Consider the following 18,699-nt stretch of genomic DNA (forward strand, 5'->3'; position numbering starts at 1 on the left):
CCGCCGGATGATCACGAGGTCGCGGCGGTCCGTACCGGGTAGGTCCGGACCGCCACCTCCTCGTCGTCCAGGCAGCGCCCCGACTCCAGGTCGAAGCGCTGCTTCAGCAGCGGCGAGGCCACGAAGGGCCGGCCCGCCACGGCCCCCACCAGCCCGCGCGAGAGCACGTGCGCCCCGGTGAAGGGGTCCTGGTTGCCGATCGCGTACGGGCGCCCCGCGCGGTCGACGAACACCGCGGCCTGGCTCCCGTCGGGCAGCAGGGCCGCGACCCCGCGCCCGGGGACCAGCGAGGACAGTTCGCACACCGTCAGCCAGCCCTGCGCCACTTGCAGTTCCACGGTCATCGGACGGCACCTCCTATGGTCAGGACGGCCAGGTCGGGCTTGACCTGGTCGCGCTCGGGGACGAACCTCACGGTCGGGTCGGGGGCGCCGGGCGCGTTCACGAAGGACACGAACCGGCGCAGCCGCTCCGGGTCCTGGAGCGTCTCGGCCCACTCGTCCCGGTAGTGCGCCACGTGGTCGGCCATCAGGGACTCCAGCTCCGCACAGAGCCCGAGCGAGTCGTGCACGATGACGTCCCGCAGGTGCGCCAGGCCCCCCTCCAGCCGCTCCAGCCAGGTGGAGGTCCGCTCCAGCCGGTCGGCGGTGCGGATGTAGAACATCAGGAACCGGTCGATCAGTCGGACCAGTTCCGCGTCCGACAGGTCCTGGGCCAGCAGGTCGGCGTGGCGCGGTGTGGCCCCGCCGTTGCCGCCGACGTACAGATTCCAGCCACTCGCCGTCGCGATGACCCCGAAGTCCTTGCTCTGCGCCTCCGCGCACTCGCGGGCGCAGCCGGACACCGCCGACTTGAGCTTGTGCGGGGCGCGCAGCCCGCGGTAGCGCAGCTCCAGGTCGATGGCCATCCTGACGCTGTCCTGGACCCCGTAGCGGCACCAGGTCTGCCCCACGCAGGACTTCACCGTCCGCAGGGCCTTCCCGTACGCGTGCCCGGACTCGAAGCCGGCGTCGACGAGCCGGGCCCAGATCCGCGGGAGCTGGTCCACGCTCGCGCCGAAGAGGTCGATCCGCTGCCCACCGGTGATCTTCGTGTAGAGGCCGAAGTCGCGGGCCACCTCGCCGATCACGATCAGCTTGTCGGGGGTGATCTCACCGCCGGGGATGCGCGGGACGACCGAGTACGAGCCGTTGCGCTGCAGGTTCGCCAGGAAGTGGTCGTTGGTGTCCTGGAGGGCTGCCTGCTCCCCGTCCAGGACGTAGCCGCTGGCGCCGAGGGTCGGGGCGAGCGAGGCGATGATCGAGCCGACGGTGGGCTTGCAGACCTCGCAGCCGTCGCCGCCTCGGGCCTCCGGGCGGCCGTGGCCGTCGAGGAGCTGCTCGTAGGAGGCCAGCCGCCGGGTGCGGACGATCTCGTACAGCTCGGAGCGGGTGTACGGGAAGCAGCCGCACAGCCCCTTGTCGGCGGCGGCCGGCAGCAGCTGGCCGATCACCTTGACGCAACTGCCGCAGCCAGTGCCCGCCTTAGTGCACTTCTTGACCTCGGCGAGGGTGGCGCAGGCGGCGATGGCCTTCTTCGTGACGTTGTGGCAGGAGCAGATCACGGCGTGGTCGGGGAGCGAGGACGGGCCGAGCGCGACGGGCGCGCCCACCCCGGCGGGCAGCACCAGCTGCTCGGGGGCGACGGGCGGGACGCTGCCGGTGAGCGGGCGCAGCAGGCCGTACGCGTCGGCGTCACCGACCAGGACACCGCCGAGGAGGACCCCGTCGGGGGAGACGACCAGCTTCTTGTAGACGCCGGTGCGGGAGTCCGACCAGACGACGTCGAGGCTGCCGGGGGCGGCGCCGTGGGCGTCGCCGAAGGAGGCCACGTCCACGCCGAGCAGCTTGAGCTTGGTGGAGAGGTCGGCTCCGGTGAACTCCTTCTCGCGGCCCAGCAGGTCCTCGGCGGCCGTCTCGGCCATCTCGTAGCCGGGGGCGACCAGCCCGTAGACCCGGCCGTCCACGGCGAGGGCGCACTCGCCGATGGCGTAGACGTGCGGATCGGAGGTGCGGCAGTGGGCGTCGACCGCGATGCCGCCGCGCTCGCCGACGTCCAGCCCGGCGTCGCGGGCCAGCTGGTCGCGGGGGCGGACGCCCGCGGAGAAGACGACGAGGTCGGTGTCGACGGTGGAGCCGTCGGACAACCGCATGCCGCTGACGTGGCCGTCCTCGCCGGTCACCACCTCCTGGGTGCCGACCCCGGTGTGGACGGTCAGCCCCATGGACTCGATGGTGCGCAGCAGGGCCGCGCCGCCGCCCTCGTCGACCTGGACGGGCATCAGGCGCGGGGCGAACTCGACGATGCGGGTGGTGAGGCCGAGCCCCTGGAGGGCGCCGGCGGCCTCCAGCCCGAGCAGCCCGCCGCCGACGACCGCGCCGCTGGTGCGGGTCTTGGCGTACTCCTCGATCGCGAGGAGGTCCTCGATCGTGCGGTAGACGAAGCAGCCGGGGGCGTCCTTGCCGGGGACGGGCGGCACGAAGGGGTAGCTGCCGGTGGCCAGGACCAGGACGTCGTACGCGAACACCCGCCCGGAGCGGGAGGTGACGGTGCGGGCGGCCCGGTCGATGTGCTCGGCGGGGTCGCCGAGGTGGAGGGCGATGCCGTGCTCCGCCATGAACCCGGCCGGGGTCATGGACAGGTCCTCGGCGGTGCTGCCGGAGAAGTACGAGGTCAGGTGCACGCGGTCGTAGGCGGGCCGGGGCTCCTCGCAGAGCACGGTGATCCGGTGCGTGGCGGTGACCCCGCGCTCGGCGAGCGCTTCGAGGTAGCGCTGGCCGACCATGCCGTGCCCGATGAGCACGATCGTGGGCAGGGGCTCGGTCATCTCAGTGGCCTCCGTCGTCGGTGAGCAGGTGGAACAGGTCGTGCGGGGACTCGCCGCCCTCCCAGGTGCGGGCGAGGGCGCCCACGGTGGAGAGCTCGCCGAGCAGGACCCCGCCGACGAGCCGGTCGTCACGGACGACGACCTTCCGGTAGGTCCGGCGGGTGGCGTCGGCGAGGCGGACCACGTCGTCGCCGGGGCGGGGGGTGGTCTCGCCGAAGGCGGCGAGGTCCAGGGAGCCGTTCTCGGCTCCGCCGAGGGTGAGGCGGGTGAGGGCGCGGGTGCCGGTGTAGGGCGCGGGTGTTCCGGTGAGGACCGCGGCGAGGGCGTCGGCCTGCTCCAGGGCGGGGCCCGCCAGGCCGTACACCTGGCCGGCGTGCTCGGCGCAGTCGCCGATGGCGTGGATGCGGGGGTCGCTGGTGCGGAGGTGGTCGTCGACCACGATGCCCCGGCGGGTCTCCAGTCCGGCCGCTTGGGCCAGGCCCGTGCGGGGGCGTACGCCGCAGGCGAGCACGACGAGATCGGCCTCCAGCCGGTAGCCGTCGGCGAGCTCGACCCCGGTGACCCGCCGCTGCCCGGGCGCGGCGCCGCTGCCGGGGGCTCTGCCCCCGCGCCCCCGCGCCTCAGACACCGGCGGGGCCGGGTTCTGGCTGATGCCGTCCGCCGGGCGCCGCTGGACCGCGCGGAGCGCAAGACCAGCCCCGCCGGAGGGGAGAGCAGCGCCATCGGGGGCACGTTCGGCCCCGCCGGCGCTTGAGGCGCGGGGTCTGGGGCGGAGCCCCGGCAACCGAGCCGCGGGCGAAACTCCGGTCGTCGCCAGGCCGCGGACGCGGCATTCCGTGTGGATCTCCACGCCGAGCGAGGTCAGGTGCGCGGCCAGCAGGGCGGAGGCCTCGGTGTCCAGTTGGCGTTCCATCAGGCGCTCGCCCTGCTGGGCCAGGACCACCACCGCCCCCCGCGCGGCGAGCGCACGGGCCGCGGAGACGCCCAGCAGGCCCCCGCCGATCACCACCGCCCGCGCCCCGGGGCGTACGGCCGCCGAGAGGGCCAGGCAGTCGTCCATCGTACGGAACGCGTGGACCCCGTCCGGGAGGTCCCGCCCCTCGGGCTCGAACAGCCCGCGCAGCGGCGGGAGCACCGCGTTCGAGCCCGTGGCCAGCACCAGCGTGTCGTACTCCGCCACCGTGCCGTCGTCGCACCGTACGGTCCGGTCCGCGCGGTCGATCCGTACCGCGCGGACGCCCCGGCGCAGCGCCGGGCCGGGTGCCGGGAGGGCGGTGACCTCCGGTGCGTAGCGGCCGGCGAGGACCTCCGCGAGCAGGACCCGGTTGTAGGGCACGTGCGGCTCCTCGCCGAGGACGGTCACCGCCGCCCCACCGGTCAGCCGCGCGGCGAGTCGCAGGCCCGCGAGGCCGCCGCCGATCACCACCACACGCTGGTTCGAGGTCATGGCACGAGCGTGCGCGGCCGCTGTTTCCCCGCCGCATCGCCCCTGTTACCCGGACGGAACGCCGACCTCAGCGCCCGGGTCAAGGGTCGGTGAGGCCTTCCTCAAGGCCGACTTAAGGATCACCGAGGCCGCTGCCGGGCTCTCACGGCGGTGTGGACCCGGCGGCTCCGGTGGCTTCGGACCTGGCTCCGGCCCGGCGAAGCTCAACCTTTGCGCAAGTTTCCGGAGATTGATGGTCCCTGCACCTGACAGCTCCATAAGGTCATCTCGTGCCTGACATATCAACGACCATGATCATCGTCCTGTGCGTGGCAGCGGCGGCGGCCGGCTGGATCGACGCCGTGGTGGGCGGCGGCGGCCTGCTGCTCCTGCCCGCACTCCTGCTCGGCCTGCCGAACGCCCATCCGGCCACCGTCCTCGGTACCAACAAGGCCGTGGCCATCGTCGGCACGGCGGGCGCCGCGGTCACCTACGTCCGCAAGGCCCCGGTGGACGTGAAGCTCGCCGTCCGCATCGGCCTGGCCGCGCTCGCCGGCTCGATGGGCGGCGCCGCGCTCGCCGGCGGCATCAGCAAGGACGCGCTCCGGCCGCTCATCATGGGCGTACTCGTGATCGTCGCGGGCGTCGTGATCTTCAAGCCGGGCTTCGGCACCGCCCCCTCCACCGCGCCCGTCAGCCGGCAGCGGGTGCTCCTGGCCATCGCGCTCGCCGGCCTCGGCATCGGCTTCTACGACGGCCTCATCGGGCCCGGAACCGGCACCTTCCTCGTCCTCGCGCTCACGGCGCTGCTCCACCTCGACCTGGTCACCGCCTCCGCCACCGCCAAGATCGTCAACTGCTGCACCAACGCGGGGGCGCTCGCGATGTTCGCCTACCAGGGCATGGTGCTGTGGCAGCTCGCCGCGCTCATGGCGGTCTTCAACCTGGCCGGCGGCATGATCGGCGCCCGCATGGCGCTCAAGAAGGGCAGCGGCTTCGTCCGCGGCGTACTGCTCACCGTCGTGGGCGCGCTGGTGGTCAAGCTCGGCTTCGAGCAGTGGGGCTGACCGGTGCTCAGTACGTCCCGGTGAGGTGCGCGAAGACGACCACGTTGCCGCGGTAGCCCGTGCGTGGCGAGAAACCGCCGCCGCAGGTGATCACCCGCAGCTCGGCCCGCGCCGAAGGGCCGTACACGCGGGTGTCCGGGAAGGCCTTGGCGTCGTAGACCTCGACCGCGTGGACGGTGAACACCGCCGTACGGCCGTCCGCGCGCGGGATCTCGATCGCGGCCCCCCGGCGCAGCGCGCCCAGGTGGTAGAAGACCCCCGGTCCGGCGGCGTCGTCCACGTGCCCGGCGATGACGGCCGTGCCGGTGGCGCCCGGGGTGGTGCCCTCGCGGTACCAGCCGGCCAGGTCGCGCCGGTCCGGCGGCGGCACTTCGAGGCTGCCGTCCCGCTCCAGACCCAGTCCGGTCAGCGGGGCGTCGACCCGGATGGAGGGGATCCGGATCCTGCCGGGCGGGGACCCGGGGAGCGGGGCGATGCCAGGGCCCAGGACGCCGGCGGCGGTCAGGGCCTCGGCGGGGGAGGGCAGCGGCGGTCCGACCGGCTCCCGGGAACCGCTGGTGACGAGCCAGATGCCGATGCAGGCGGCGAGCGCGACGAGTCCCCCGTGACGGGCGGTCGGGCGGATGGCCCGGGCCGGGGGCCGGGCGGCTGATCCGGGGCGGTCGCCGGCCGGGGGCCAGGGCTGTCGGCCGGTGCCCCGGACACCACCGAATGCGCCACCCATGCGTACCCCCTCGGCTTCCGTTTCGGGGTGACTGGCCGTCGCCCGGCCCCGCGAACGGGGGGACCTCGCGGGGCGGGCGACGGGGGACGGTACCGGTCGGACCGCGGCCGGAGCCGCGGTGGGCGTCCGTCAGCTCCGCGTGCCGCTCGCCCGGCGACGCAGGAGCCAGGTACCGCCGACGGCGGCAGCGGCCAGTACGGCAGCTCCCACCGCGATCTTGGCGGGGTCGGTGGTGGTGGTCGTCCCACCGCCCACCCCGGTGTTGACGTGGCCCTGCGGGCCGCGTTCGGTGACGACCAGGTCGCCGGTGGCGAACTTGCCGTTCGCGCAGGTCGCGCCGATGCCGTAGGTGCCGGGCCGGGTGCCGTGAGCCACCTGGAACTGCCCCACGACCACCTCCTTGTGGGTGCCCGGGACCAGCTTGAACCGGCCGCCGCCGACCGTGGTGGCATCGCCCTCGGCGTGGCTGCCGGACCCACAGGCGGTGGTGTTCACGGTCACGGTGGCTCCGGGGGCGGCGGACTTGGGCCACACCTCCAGCCGGGCGAAGTCCCCGGGCGCGAAGCCCACCATGCCCAGGTCCACGGCGGCGACCGCGCCGGCGACCGGCCCGGTGAACGCGGCGGCGGTCAGCGCGGTCGCGGTCAGCACGTGTGCGGTACGTCGGCGCATGGGAACTCTCCTGAAGACACGGGGTCGTGCTTCCGAGATAACCCGGCCCGCCCGCCCCGCGCCTGCTGATGTCCCGTCAGATATGCCCGTACGTGGTCCACGCGCGAGCCGTATCCACAGGTCAAGGCCGCTCGTGCCGCCATCCGGGGCGTCCGCGCGGTCCGCGCCGTCCGGGTGACTCCGCCTGGCGCGGGCGCGGGTCAGGGCGGCGAGCGGGCGGCGGGACGAAGGTGTCATGGGCGCAGAACCGTGAGGGGGAGGGGAAGAGGCCGACGCCAGACGGCGCGGGTCACGGGCACCGGGAGGTTGTGCAACAGCGGTGCGTACGGTGGTGGGGCGCAGGGAAGCCGGGACTTTCGGCCCGGCCGGCGGACGCTGCGCCTTATCCCGAGGGAGGGCCCCGTGACATCGGTCGAACGGCCACCAGACCCGACCGCCCCGCTCCCGTTCTTCGTCTACGGCACCCTGCGTCCCGGCGAGGTCAACCACGGCCTGTTCCTGCGCGGCCGCACGGCCTCGGAGGAGCCCGCCACCCTCCCCGACGCGGTGCTCTACGACGGCCCCGGCTACCCGTACGCGGTGCACCGGCCCGGCTCGGCCGTCGTCGGCGAGCTGATCACGGCGGCGCCGGGCGCGTACGGGGAGCTGCTGGCCGCGCTGGACGTGCTGGAGGAGTACGGGGGTCCGGACCGGCCGGGGAACGTCTACGACCGGATCGCTCGCCGGGCCCTGCGTCCCGACGGCAGCCCGGTCCGGGCCTGGGTCTACCTGGCGGCCCCGCTGCTCGCCCGCGACCTGCGGACATCGGGAAGCGAGATACCGGGCGGCGACTGGTTCACGCGCCGGGGCCGGGCCGGGACGAGGTAGCCGGGGTCAGAGGCCCTCGGCGCCGCGGTTGCGCAGGCGCTGGCCGTACTGCTGGAGCACCCACAGCTCCTCCTGGACCGCCGCGTGCTGTTCCGGCGGGGCCTGCGGGCTCAGGCGGGTCATGGCGCCCTGGATCTCCAGGACCCGGCGGTCGACGGCGCGCAGGCGGACCTGGACCAGCTGGACCCCGGCGTAGACCTCGTCCACCGTCTTGGCGTGGATGGCCTCCACCGCCAGCTCCGTGACCATCGCGCGGACGGTGTCGTTCGGGGCGGCGTCGCGGACGCGGGCCAGGTAGTCGTCGGCGGCCTGAGAGGCGCCGCCCGCGTCCTGGATGGCCCGGCGGACCGCGGCGTAGGGCGGGGCGGTGAACTCGTCGGTCCCGTACGCGTCGAACGCGGGGGAGACCAGCGCGGGCCGCTGGAGCGCCAGCTTGAGCAGCTCCCGCTCGGTGCGGTGGGCGGGGCTGCGCAGGTTCAGGGCGGGTCCGCCGCCGACCGGGGACGGCGCGGCGGGGGCCGGCTCCTGGGGTCTGCCCCGGCCCTGCTGCTGCGGCTGGTTGCCGCGCTCGCGCGCCCACCGCGCGAGCTGCGCGACCCGCTTGACGACGAACTGCTCGTCGAGGATGCCCAGCATCCCCGCCAGCTGGACCGCCGACTCGTGCTGGATCGAGAGGTCCTTGATGCTCGCGACGACCGGCGCGGCCTCGGCCAGCGCGGCGGCGCGGCCCGCCGGGTTCTCCAGGTTGTGCCGGGAGACGATGTGCCGCAGCGCGAACTCGAACAGCGGGGTGCGGGACTCCACCAGCCCCGAGACGGCCACGTCGCCCTGGGCGAGCCGCAGGTCACAGGGGTCCATCCCGCCCGGGGCGATGGTGATGGAGGTCTCGGCGGCGAACTTCTGGTCGTCCTCGAAGGCGCGCAGCGCGGCCTTCTGGCCGGCCGCGTCGCCGTCGAAGGTGAAGATCACCTCGGCGGTCGCGTTGTCCATCAGCAGCCGGCGCAGGATCTTGATGTGGTCCCCGCCGAAGGCGGTGCCGCAGGTGGCGATGGCGGTGGTGACGCCGGCGAGGTGGCAGGCCATCACGTCGGTGTAGCCCTCGACCACGACCGCCCGGGAGGTCTTCGCGATCTCCTTCTTGGCCAGGTCGATGCCGTAGAGCACCTGGGACTTCTTGTAGATCGCCGTCTCGGGGGTGTTCAGGTACTTGGGACCGTTGTCGTCGTCGCGCAGCTTGCGCGCGCCGAAGCCGACGACCTCGCCGCTGATGTCGCGGATCGGCCACATCAGCCGGCCGCGGAAGCGGTCGATGGGCTTGCCGCTGCGGCTGTCCTGGGAGAGCCCGGAGGTGATCAGTTCCTTGTCGGTGAAGCCCTTGCCGCGCAGGAAGCGGGTCAGGTGGTCCCAGCCGGCCGGGCTGTAGCCCACGCTGAAGTGGGTGGCCGCGGCCTGGTCGAAGCCGCGCTCCGCCAGGAACTTGCGGCCGATCTCCGCCTCGGGGCTGCCGAGCTGGTCGACGTAGAACTGGGCGGCGGCCTTGTGCGCCTCGACCAGCCGGATGCGGTCACCGCGGCCGCTGGTGCCGGAGGTGTAGCCGCCCTCCTCGTACCGCAGGGTGATGCCGGCCAGGCCGGCCAGGCGCTCGACCGCCTCCGAGAAGGAGAGGTGGTCGATCTTCATGACGAAGTCGAGGGTGTCCCCGCCCGCCTGGCAGCCGAAGCAGTGGTACAGGCCCTTGCTGGGACTGACCTGGAAGGACGGGGACTTCTCGTCGTGGAAGGGGCACAGGCCCTTGAGGTTGCCGCCGCCCGCGTTGCGCAGCTGGAGGTATTCGGAGACGACGGCGTCGATCGGGACCGCGTCCCGTACCGCCTTCACGTCGTCGTCATTGATCCGTCCAGCCACCCGTGAAGTCTACGGCCGGGCGCGGGCAAACCTGTCAGGCACCCTCCGCCGTGACCAGCGACTCAAGCGGAACAGACGGATCCGCGAGGGCCTCGCGGTCCACCGGCGCCTTCGACCTGATCAGGGCCTGGATCTGGTCGGTGACGTCCCACACGTTCACGTTCATCCCGGCCAGCACCCGCCCCTCGGAGAGCCAGAAGGCGATGAACTCCCGCTTGCCCGCGTCCCCGCGGATCAGCACCTGGTCGTAGCCGCCGGGCGGCGCGTACCCCGAGTACTCCAGACCCACGTCGTACTGGTCCGAGAAGAAGTACGGCACACGGTCGTAGCCGACCTCCCGGCCCAGCATCGCCCGCGCGGCGGCCGGTCCGCCGTTCAGCGCGTTGGCCCAGTGCTCGACCCGCAGCCGGGTCCCGAGCACCGGGTGGTGGGCGGCGGCCACGTCCCCGACCGCGTAGACGTCCGGGTCCGAGGTGCGCAGGGACTCGTCCACGGCGATGCCGCCGCCGTGCTCCCGGTCGACCAGGGCCAGCCCGGAGGTCTCGGCGAGCGCGGTCCGCGGCGCGGCCCCGATCGCGGCGAGCACCGCGTGCGCCGGGTGCTCCTCCCCGTCGTCCGTACGGGCGGCCAGCACCATCCCGTCGTGACCCACGATCTCGGTCAGCCGCGACCCGAAGTGGAACCGCACCCCGTGATCGGTGTGCAGATCGCCGAAGAGCCGGCCGACCTCCGGGCCGAGCACCGAGTGGAGCGGCGTGGCCTCCGGCTCGACGACGGTGACCTCCGCGCCGTACCCGCGGGCCGCGGCGGCGACCTCCAGGCCGATCCATCCGGCGCCCGCGATGAGCAGGTGGCCGTTGTCCCGGCCGAGTCCGGCGAGGACCCCCTTCAGCCGCTCGGCGTGCGCGAGGCGCCGCAGATGGTGCACCCCGGCGAGACCCGTACCGGGGATGTCCAGGCGGCGCGGTTCGGCGCCGGTGGCCAGCAGCAGCTTGTCGTAGTGCAGGGCCGTGCCGTCGCCGAGGACCACCTTCTTGGCGTCCCGGTCGAGCTGGACCGCCGGCTGGCCGAGGTGCAGCTCGATGTCGGAGGCCGCGTACCAGGACGGCTCGTGGACGAAGACGCTCTCGCGGTCCTCCTTGCCCATCAGGTAGCCCTTGGAGAGCGGGGGCCGCTCGTACGGATGGTCGCGCTCGTCGCCGATCAGGATCACCCGCCCCGTGAACCCCTCGGACCTCAGCGCTTCGGCCGCCTTTGCCCCGGCGAGCCCTGCGCCGACGATGACGAATGTCCGGTGTGCGTCGACCACCTGATGCCTCCTCATAACCTCTCCGCCACATGCGACCACATGCGAGCGTCCCGCACTGAGCCTGCCGCGTGAAGGGGGAGTGGCGCGATCGGCTCACCCATCGGCGCGTCGGGTGCGCCGCGTGAGACGTGCGTGCAGGGAACGGGCGGCTGCGTCGGTGAGACAAGCGATCTGGTCGATGACCGCCCGTTTCCTGGCCCGGTCGTCCGGAGCGGCGTCGAAGATCGCCCGGAACTGCGGGTCCAGCCCCTCGGGGGCGCGGGCGCTGAGCGCCTCCGCGAGTTCGGCCAGGACGATGCGCTGGTCGGCGCGGATCCGCTCCTGATCGTCGCGCTGCATGACGTACAGGTCGGCGACCGCCTTGAGCACCGCGCACTCGTTGCGCGCCTCCCGCGGGACCACCAGTTCGGCACCGTACCGGGTGAGGCGGCCGGAACCGTACGCCTCCCGCGTGGCCCCCTCGGCGGCCAGGCAGAACCGGCCGATCAGCTGGCTCGTCGCGTCCTTCAGCCGGGCCTGGGCGACGGCCGAACCGTCGTACCCGTGCGGCCACCACTCCTCCTCCATCAGCCGGTCCAGGGCGGCCCGCAGCTCCTCCGGCTCGGTGTCGGCGGGCACGTAGCGGCCGATGGCCACCCGCCAGATCGCGGTGCGCTCGGGCTCGGCGAAGAGGAGGTTGGGGTCGAGGTGGCCGGCGTGCAGGCCGTCCTCGAAGTCGTGGACGGAGTACGCGACGTCGTCCGCCCAGTCCATGACCTGCGCCTCGAAGCACTTGCGGTCCGCGGGCGCCCCGCGGCGCAGCCAGGCGAAGACCGGCAGGTCGTCCTCGTACGCCCCGAACTTCACCGAGCCGGGATCGGTGGGGTGGTCCCCGCGCGCCCACGGGTACTTGGTCGCGGCGTCCAGGCAGGCCCGGGTCAGGTTGAGGCCGACGCTCACGAGTTCACCGCTCGCCGGGTCGGGCACGAACCGCTTGGGCTCCAGCCGGGTCAGCAGCCGCAGCGACTGGGCGTTGCCCTCGAAGCCCCCGCAGTCCTTGGCGAACTCGTTGAGCGCCTCCTCGCCGTTGTGGCCGAAGGGCGGGTGGCCCATGTCGTGCGAGAGGCACGCGGCTTCGACCAGGTCGGGGTCGCAGCCCAGCGCGGCGCCGAGCTCCCGCCCGACCTGGGCGCACTCCAGGGAGTGGGTGAGGCGGGTGCGGGGACTCGCGTCCCAGTCGTACGAGCGGGTGCCCGGCGTGACGACCTGGGTCTTCCCGGCGAGACGGCGCAGCGCGGCGGAGTGCAGCACACGGGCGCGGTCACGCTGGAAGGCGGTCCGGCCGGGCCGTTTGTCGGGCTCGGCGGCCCAGCGCTCGGTGTCGGCTGCGTCGTAGAGGTCGTCGTGATCGTCTGCGGGGGCGTGCGCGGTGCCTTCCATGGAAGAGACGGTAACCGGAATGACTGACAAACCGGGATCAGGCGGAGACGAGTTCCGGCCGCACGGGCCGGGCGGGGCGCGCGAGGGCCTCGTCGTAGCGGTGCAGCAACAGGCGGGCCAGGGCCGGGTGGTCGCCCAGCGGGGCGGCGGCGAGCGCGGGCGCCGCCGCGGCGGTCTGCGCGGCGAACCGTCCGGGAGCGGCGAAGTACGAGGCCACGGCGATCCGGTGGTGGCCGCGGGCGGCCAGCGCACGGACCGCCTCGGGGGCGCTCGGCGCGGCTGCGGAGGCATAGGCCGGGACCACCGGGACACCGCCGAGGCGCTCGGCGAGCAGGCCCGCGGTGCTGCGGGTGTCGGCCGCCGCATCGGGGTCGCGGGAACCGGCGGCGGCGAGCACGACCGCGGTGCCGGCGCTCCAGCCGGCCTCCACGAGCCGTTCGTACAGGGCCTCGACGAGCAGCGGGTGCGGGCCCAGCGGGGCGGCGATGCGGGTGCGCAGGTGCGCGGCCCGGCCGGCGGCCGCGGGCAGGTCGCGCTTGACGTGGTACCCCCGGCCGAGCAGCAGCGGGACGAGCACCGCCGCACCGCGCAGCTCCCCGAGGACGGAGTCGAGCAGGGGCTCGTTCAGTTCGATGTGGCCGAGCCGGACGTCGAGCCGGGGACGGAGCTCGCGGACCCGTTCGAGGAGAGCGAGGGCGGTGTGCAGGGCGCGCGGGTCGCGACTGCCGTGGGCCACGGCGACGAGGGTGGGCTGCATGGGCGGACTCCGGATCGGCGCAGGCCGCTGAGCTGGTCGCCCAGCTGGAGGGTGATGCGGCCGAGGAGCTCGGCCGCGCTGTCGAAAGGGAGGGCGGGAAACTCGGGAGGGTGCACCGGCTCCGTCATGAACCGATCCTGCGCGCCGGACATTGCCGGTGCGTTGCGCGGGGGTGACGGGTCTTTGCCGGGTGCTCACAGGACCGCCCGCGCGACGGTCGGGTGTGCCCCCGGCGGGGAGGGCCGGCGAACCAAGCGGCCCCCGGCGACGTCCTGACCAGGGGACCAGTAGTCGAGACACCAGGGGATGGACGATGCGCGGACCGCGCCTGCCGAGAGTCACGTGGAGCCGGACGGCGGCCGCGCTGCGCACCGTACGGTTGCGGAGGCGGGCGGTGCGGACCGTCATGGCGGGCTGCGTGCTGGCGCTGCTGCCCTCGGCGTGGATGCACGCGGTGGCCGCCGACCGGCTGCGGACCACGGCCGACGCGCCGGCCGCCGAGGTGGCGGTGGTGTTCGGGGCGGGCCTGCTGGGGAGCCGGCCCACCCCCTACCTGGCGGACCGGCTCGACGCCGCCGCCGAGCTGTACCGCACCGGCAAGGTCAAGGTCGTGCTGGTCACCGGGGACAACAGCCGCACCGAGTACGACGAGCCGAACGCGATGCGCACGTACCTCACGGGGAAGGGCGTGCCGGACACGCAGATCGTCAGCGACTACGCGGGCTTCGACACCTGGGACTCCTGCGTGCGGGCCAGGCAGATCTTCGGGGTCGAGCGGGCCGTGCTGGTCACCCAGGGCTTCCACATCCGCCGGGCCGTCGCCCTCTGCCAGGCGGCGGGCCTGGACTCGTACGGCGTCGGGGTCGCCGACGTGCACGACGCCACCTGGTACTACGGCGAGACCCGCGAGGTCTTCGCGGCCGGCAAGGCGGCGCTGGACGCGGCCTTCAAGCCGGCCCCGCGGTTCCTCGGACCGAAGGAGCAGGGGGTGTCGCGGGCGCTGGCCGCTCTGGCAGACTGACGCGCCCACCGGCTATTTCGAACAGTCATATGCGAGAGCCGGTCCGGTCCGTCCGTTCGAGCATCAGAGGTGTGGAACCGTGGCTGCTGTGGACCTCAGCGACAAGGTCGTCGTCATCACCGGCGGCGCCCGCGGCCTGGGCGCCGCGGCCGCGCGGGCCGTCGTGGACGGCGGCGGCAAGGTGCTGATCACCGACATCCTGGAGGCGGAGGGCGCCGAGACGGCCGCCAGGCTCGGCGACGCCGCCCGCTTCCTGCGGCACGACGTGACCAGCGAGGCCGACTGGCGGGCGGCACTGGAGTACGCGGTCGCCGCATTCGGCCGCGTCGACGGCCTGGTGAACAACGCGGGCATAGCCACCGGCCAGTTCCTGGAACACGAGAGCGTCGAGCACTTCCGCCAGGTCGTCGAGATCAACCTGGTCGGCGTGTTCATCGGCATCAAGACCGCCGTCCCGCTGCTGCGCGCGAACGGCGGCGGCTCCATCGTCAACATCTCCTCCGCCGCCGGCCTGACCGGCCTCGCCCTCACCGCCGGCTACGGGGCCTCCAAGTGGGGCGTGCGCGGCCTGTCGAAGATCGGCGCGGTCGAGCTCGCCGAGGCGGGGATCCGCGTGAACTCCGTCCACCCCGGCATGACGCTGACCCCGATGACCGCCCCCGTCGGCATCCGGGCGGGCGAGGGCAACTACCCCGGCGCCCCGCTGGGCCGCGTCGGCGTCCCCGAGGAGATCGCCGCAGCGATCGCCTTCCTCCTCTCGGACGCCGCCGGCTACATGACGGGCGCCGAGCTGGCGGTGGACGGCGGCTGGACCGCGGGCCTGACGGTGAAGCACCTGACGGGCCAGTAGCCCGCCCGGCGGGCCCCGCTCGCGGCCGGCCCGCCGCGGCTTCCTCACCGGCGCCGCCGGCCCGCGCTGAGGCAGAGCATCCCGGCCCGTAACGCGGGGCTGCGGTCCGCGTAACACCGGCGGCGCAGCCTGGTCGCATGCACACCCCGGAGCCGGCCACCGCCACGCACTGCCCGTACTGCGCGCTGCAGTGCGGCATGAACCTGCGCCCCGCGGACGGCGGCTCGGGTGTGACCGTGGAGGAGCGGGCCGACTTTCCCGTGAACCGGGGCGCGCTGTGCGGCAAGGGCCGCACCGCCCCCGCCGTGCTCTCCTCCCGGGTGCGCCTGACCGGCCCGCTCGTCCGCACCCACGCCGGGCGGCTGGAGCCGGCCACCTGGGAGGAGGCCCTCGACGCCGTCGCCGAGGGCCTCGCCCGCACGGGCCGCGCGTACGGTCCGGACGCGGTCGGGGTCTTCGGCGGCGGCGGGCTCACCAACGAGAAGGCGTACGCGCTGGGCAAGTTCGCCCGCGTCGCCCTGCGCACCTCGCAGATCGACTACAACGGCCGGTTCTGCATGTCCTCGGCCGCCGCCGCGCACCAGCGGGCCTTCGGGCTCGACCGCGGGCTGCCCTTCCCGCTGGAGGACATCCCGCGCACCGGCTGCGTGATCCTCGTCGGCTCGAACCTGGCCGAGACCATGCCGCCCGCCCTGCGCTACCTCACCGAGCTCAAGGCGGCCGGCGGCACCCTGATCGTCATCGACCCGCGCCGCACCCGCACCGCCGACCAGGCCGACCTGCACCTCGCGCCCCGCCCGGGCACCGACCTCGCGCTCGCCCTCGGCCTGCTGCACCTGGTCGTCGCGCAGGGGCGCACGGACGAGGAGTTCATCGCCGCCCGCACCACCGGCTGGGAGGAGGCCCGGGCGGCCGCCATGGCCCACTGGCCCGAGCTGGTGGAACGCATCACCGGCGTCCCCGTGCCCAAGCTCCGCGAGGCCGTCGCCCTGTTCTGCGCCCCCGAATCCGCCATGGTCCTCACCGCCCGCGGCCCCGAGCAGCAGTCCAAGGGCACCGACACCGTCGGCGCCTGGATCAACCTGTGTCTCGCCACCGGCCGGGCCGGCCGCCCGCTCTCCGGCTACGGCTGCCTCACCGGGCAGGGCAACGGACAGGGCGGCCGCGAGCACGGCCAGAAGGCCGACCAGCTCCCCGGCTACCGCAAGCTGACCGACCCCGCGGCCCGCGCGCACGTGGCCGAGGTGTGGGGCGTCGACCCCGACGACCTCCCCGGCCCCGGCCGCAGCGCCTACGAACTCCTCGACGCCCTCGGCACGGACGTCCGGGCCCTGCTCCTGATGGGCTCCAACCCGGTGGTCTCGGCCCCCCGCGCCGCCCACATCGAGGACCGCATCCGCTCCCTGGACTTCCTCGCGGTCGCCGACGTCGTCCTCTCCGAGACGGCGGCCCTCGCCGACGTGGTCCTCCCGGTCACCCAGTGGGCCGAGGAGACCGGCACCACCACTAACCTCGAAGGGCGCGTCCTGCTCCGCCGCCGCGCCCTGACCCCGCCCCCGGGCGTCCGCTCCGACCTGGACGTCCTCCACGGACTCGCCGCCCGCATGGGCATCGAGAAGGGCTTCCCGACCGCGCCGGAGGAGGTCTTCGAGGAACTCCGCCGGGCCTCCGCCGGCGGCCCGGCGGACTACTCGGGCATCACCTACGCCCGCATCGAGGCCGAACAGGGCGTCTTCTGGCCCTGCCCCGAGGGCTCCGCGGGCACCGAGCGCCTCTTCCTGGACCGCTTCGCCACCGACGACGGCCGGGCCCGCTTCGTCCCCGTCTCCCACCGCGACGCCGACGAGGTCCCCGACGCCGAGTACCCGGTGCTGCTCACCACCGGGCGCGTGGTCGCCCAGTACCAGTCCGGCGCCCAGACCCGGCGGGTGGACGAGCTCAACGCGGCCGCCCCCGGCCCCTTCGTGGAACTCCACCCGCGCCTCGCCGCCCGCATCGGCGCGGTCGACGGCAGCCCCCTCGCGGTGACCTCCCGCCGCGGCCGCGCGGTGGCCCCGGCCCGGATCACCGACACCATCCGCGCGGACACGGTCTTCATGCCCTTCCACTGGCCGGGCGAGGGCCGCGCCAACACCCTGACCAACCCGGCCCTCGACCCGGTCTCCCGGATGCCGGAGTTCAAGGTCTGCGCGGTCCGCGTCGAGCCGGCCTGATCAGGGGGCGTCCGCGAAGGTCGGCGCCAGCGCCGCCAGCAGCCGCTCGGCGTAGGACTCGGCGGAGCCCGGGAGCCCCGGGTACTCCGACCGGAAGGTGTCCCAGTCGGCCCACTTGACCTCGGAGAAGGCGTCCAGGTCCAGCTTCCTGACCCACGGGACGGGCGGGAAGTACTCGCCCGATTCCCGGAAGACCGTGTGGACCAGCTCGTACGGAGCCGTGCAGCGCTCGGCGAGCAGGACCGCGTCGTAGAGGTCCTTGCCCTGCGGGTACAAGTCCGTGGCCAGCCAGATCAGCTTCCACGCCAGCGACAGCTCCGGCGTGGCCGCTTGCAGGCGCACCCCCGCGACGTCGGCCGGCTCCGGTGCCGCCGGGAGCCGCTCGTTGAAGACGAAGTCCAGCTGGACCTGGCCGCCGGGCAGCCCCGGCGCCGACCAGGGCAGGACCAGACGGCGCCCGGGGACGCGCTCGTACGTCCAGATGTCCTCGGACACCGCCGCGTCGGCCGTGATCACCAGCCCGCCGTGTTCGGAGGCGGCCCGCCCGGCCGCCTCCGCGACGGCGGTCAGCAGCCGGCCCGTCCGCGGCTCCTCGATCCCCCAGTCCTGGGGGACGACCACGAAGTCCAGGTCGTGCGGCTCCCGCGCCGCCGCCCCGAACCACCCGGACATGAGCATGCTGCCGCGCAGCACCAGCGAGTCCGCCCACCCGGACCGGGCGACCCCGCGGGCGACCACGTCGAGCGCCGTCCGGCGGGCGGTCTGCCAGGCGGGCCGCAGCGCGGGAGCCACCACCGTGTCGGTGATCCGGTAGCCGTCGGCGAAGTGCTTGAGCGCCGGGTCGAAGACCCGGTCCCCGGCGCCCGCGGCATCCAGCCCGGCCGTGGAGGTACGCGGCAGTTCGTCCTGGCGCCGCCTCCAGTCGTCCTCGGCCGCGTCCTGCGCACTCGTCCCGGTCATGCCGTCACCCCTTCACCGATCCACCCGTCGTCCACCGACAGGTCGCTGTCGTACAGCACGAACTCCCGCTCACCCGGGCCCATTTCGTACCCGGCCGACCCGAGCGCCTCGACCAGCGCGTCGAAGGCCGCACCCGCACCGGCCGCCCCCGCGGCGCCGCGCCACCGCTGCGTCACGAACCGCACGTGCCAGTCCCCGTTCCCTACCCGGCGCGCGTTCCAGGACAGGTGGGCGCCGTGCGGGGCCACCACGGCCTCCAGCGCCGCGCGGTCGAAGTCCGCCGGCAGCAGCAGCTTCAGGTGGTGCTCGAAGTAGCCGCCGCCCGGGCCTGGCGGGTCCGTGGTCCACGGGACCGTCTCCACCTTCACGCGCACCGGGTCGAAGCCGGCCGCCCGCAGCTGCGGGACCAGGCTCTCGTGGCTCGTGCGGTCCCGCAGCGTCAGCATCGGCTGGGACACCATCCGGCCCCGGGCCAGCACGATGTGCGTGACCTTCAGATCCCGCGCCCGGGCCCACGCGTCGAGGCGGTCCAGTGCCGCCGCGTCCGCGCAGCGCACCGTCACGTGGGTTTCGTACTCAGACATGAAGACGATCATCTCGGACATGCGTCCGATCCGCATCGGGGTTCTCGCCGGGGGGTAAC

At 74.2% G+C, this 18,699-nt stretch carries 16 protein-coding genes; 5 read left to right on the top strand and 11 right to left on the bottom strand.

The annotated features are described in order from the left end of the window. Positions 1-11 precede the first annotated feature (11 nt). From nirD to ACZ4VT_RS33720, 3 genes are read right to left on the bottom strand one after another with little or no spacing between them, the layout of a single operon-like run. A complete protein-coding gene (gene nirD / locus ACZ4VT_RS33710; protein ID WP_030711012.1) occupies positions 12-344 on the bottom strand; it encodes a nitrite reductase small subunit NirD in 333 nt (110 codons plus the stop codon). Continuing rightward, positions 341-2,866 carry a nitrite reductase large subunit NirB gene (gene nirB / locus ACZ4VT_RS33715; protein ID WP_467955206.1) on the bottom strand — a complete coding sequence of 842 codons (2,526 nt, stop codon included), beginning with the start codon at positions 2,864-2,866 and terminating at the stop codon, positions 341-343. The genes nirD and nirB overlap by 4 nt, the downstream gene beginning before the upstream one ends. 1 nt (position 2,867) lies before the next feature. Continuing rightward, on the bottom strand, positions 2,868-4,313 hold the full coding sequence (locus tag ACZ4VT_RS33720) for an NAD(P)/FAD-dependent oxidoreductase (RefSeq protein WP_467955207.1): 1,446 nt from the start codon (positions 4,311-4,313) through the stop codon (positions 2,868-2,870). Positions 4,314-4,582: 269 nt separating this feature from the next. On the opposite strand from ACZ4VT_RS33720, the gene ACZ4VT_RS33725 reads away from it, so the two are divergent. Then, entirely contained in the window at positions 4,583-5,359 is a 777-nt protein-coding gene (locus ACZ4VT_RS33725; RefSeq protein WP_362852541.1) for a sulfite exporter TauE/SafE family protein, read from the top strand. Positions 5,360-5,366: 7 nt separating this feature from the next. Here ACZ4VT_RS33725 and ACZ4VT_RS33730 read toward each other — a convergent pair whose 3' ends face one another. Beyond that, positions 5,367-6,083 (bottom strand): class F sortase, encoded by a 717-nt coding sequence (locus ACZ4VT_RS33730; protein WP_467955208.1) that lies wholly within the window; start codon positions 6,081-6,083, stop codon positions 5,367-5,369. 129 nt (positions 6,084-6,212) lie between these two features. Beyond that, the gene (locus ACZ4VT_RS33735) at positions 6,213-6,755 is read right to left on the bottom strand and encodes a hypothetical protein (RefSeq protein ID WP_467955209.1); all 543 of its coding nucleotides are present in this window, start codon (positions 6,753-6,755) and stop codon (positions 6,213-6,215) included. Positions 6,756-7,157: 402 nt separating this feature from the next. On the opposite strand from ACZ4VT_RS33735, the gene ACZ4VT_RS33740 reads away from it, so the two are divergent. Beyond that, positions 7,158-7,622 carry a gamma-glutamylcyclotransferase family protein gene (locus tag ACZ4VT_RS33740; protein ID WP_467955210.1) on the top strand — a complete coding sequence of 155 codons (465 nt, stop codon included), beginning with the start codon at positions 7,158-7,160 and terminating at the stop codon, positions 7,620-7,622. A 6-nt stretch (positions 7,623-7,628) separates the two neighbouring features. On the opposite strand, the gene dnaG is transcribed toward ACZ4VT_RS33740, so the two are convergent. The 4 genes from dnaG to ACZ4VT_RS33760 form a co-directional block, all read right to left on the bottom strand. After that, positions 7,629-9,527: a DNA primase gene (gene dnaG, locus ACZ4VT_RS33745; protein ID WP_467955211.1), complete on the bottom strand. Its 1,899-nt coding sequence runs from the start codon at positions 9,525-9,527 to the stop codon at positions 7,629-7,631. Positions 9,528-9,561: 34 nt separating this feature from the next. Further along, a complete protein-coding gene (locus ACZ4VT_RS33750) occupies positions 9,562-10,836 on the bottom strand; it encodes an NAD(P)/FAD-dependent oxidoreductase (RefSeq protein WP_467955212.1) in 1,275 nt (424 codons plus the stop codon). Between the two features lie 93 nt (positions 10,837-10,929). Then, a complete protein-coding gene (locus ACZ4VT_RS33755; protein WP_467955213.1) occupies positions 10,930-12,255 on the bottom strand; it encodes a deoxyguanosinetriphosphate triphosphohydrolase in 1,326 nt (441 codons plus the stop codon). A gap of 37 nt (positions 12,256-12,292) precedes the next feature. Further along, entirely contained in the window at positions 12,293-13,012 is a 720-nt protein-coding gene (locus ACZ4VT_RS33760; protein WP_467955214.1) for a sirohydrochlorin chelatase, read from the bottom strand. 313 nt (positions 13,013-13,325) lie between these two features. On the opposite strand from ACZ4VT_RS33760, the gene ACZ4VT_RS33765 reads away from it, so the two are divergent. From ACZ4VT_RS33765 to ACZ4VT_RS33775, 3 genes are all read left to right on the top strand, one after another. Further along, entirely contained in the window at positions 13,326-14,033 is a 708-nt protein-coding gene (locus ACZ4VT_RS33765) for a SanA/YdcF family protein (protein ID WP_467955215.1), read from the top strand. A gap of 79 nt (positions 14,034-14,112) precedes the next feature. Then, positions 14,113-14,883 (top strand): glucose 1-dehydrogenase, encoded by a 771-nt coding sequence (locus ACZ4VT_RS33770; protein WP_467955216.1) that lies wholly within the window; start codon positions 14,113-14,115, stop codon positions 14,881-14,883. 137 nt (positions 14,884-15,020) lie between these two features. After that, on the top strand, positions 15,021-17,096 hold the full coding sequence (locus ACZ4VT_RS33775; protein ID WP_467955217.1) for a molybdopterin oxidoreductase family protein: 2,076 nt from the start codon (positions 15,021-15,023) through the stop codon (positions 17,094-17,096). Here ACZ4VT_RS33775 and ACZ4VT_RS33780 read toward each other — a convergent pair whose 3' ends face one another. Continuing rightward, positions 17,097-18,056 carry a nucleotidyl transferase AbiEii/AbiGii toxin family protein gene (locus ACZ4VT_RS33780; protein WP_467955218.1) on the bottom strand — a complete coding sequence of 320 codons (960 nt, stop codon included), beginning with the start codon at positions 18,054-18,056 and terminating at the stop codon, positions 17,097-17,099. Further along, on the bottom strand, positions 18,053-18,640 hold the full coding sequence (locus ACZ4VT_RS33785; protein ID WP_467955219.1) for a hypothetical protein: 588 nt from the start codon (positions 18,638-18,640) through the stop codon (positions 18,053-18,055). Before ACZ4VT_RS33785 ends, ACZ4VT_RS33780 begins: the two co-directional genes overlap by 4 nt. Positions 18,641-18,699 lie beyond the last annotated feature (59 nt).

It is taken from the genome of Streptomyces sp. NPDC029164 (assembly GCF_055563995.1).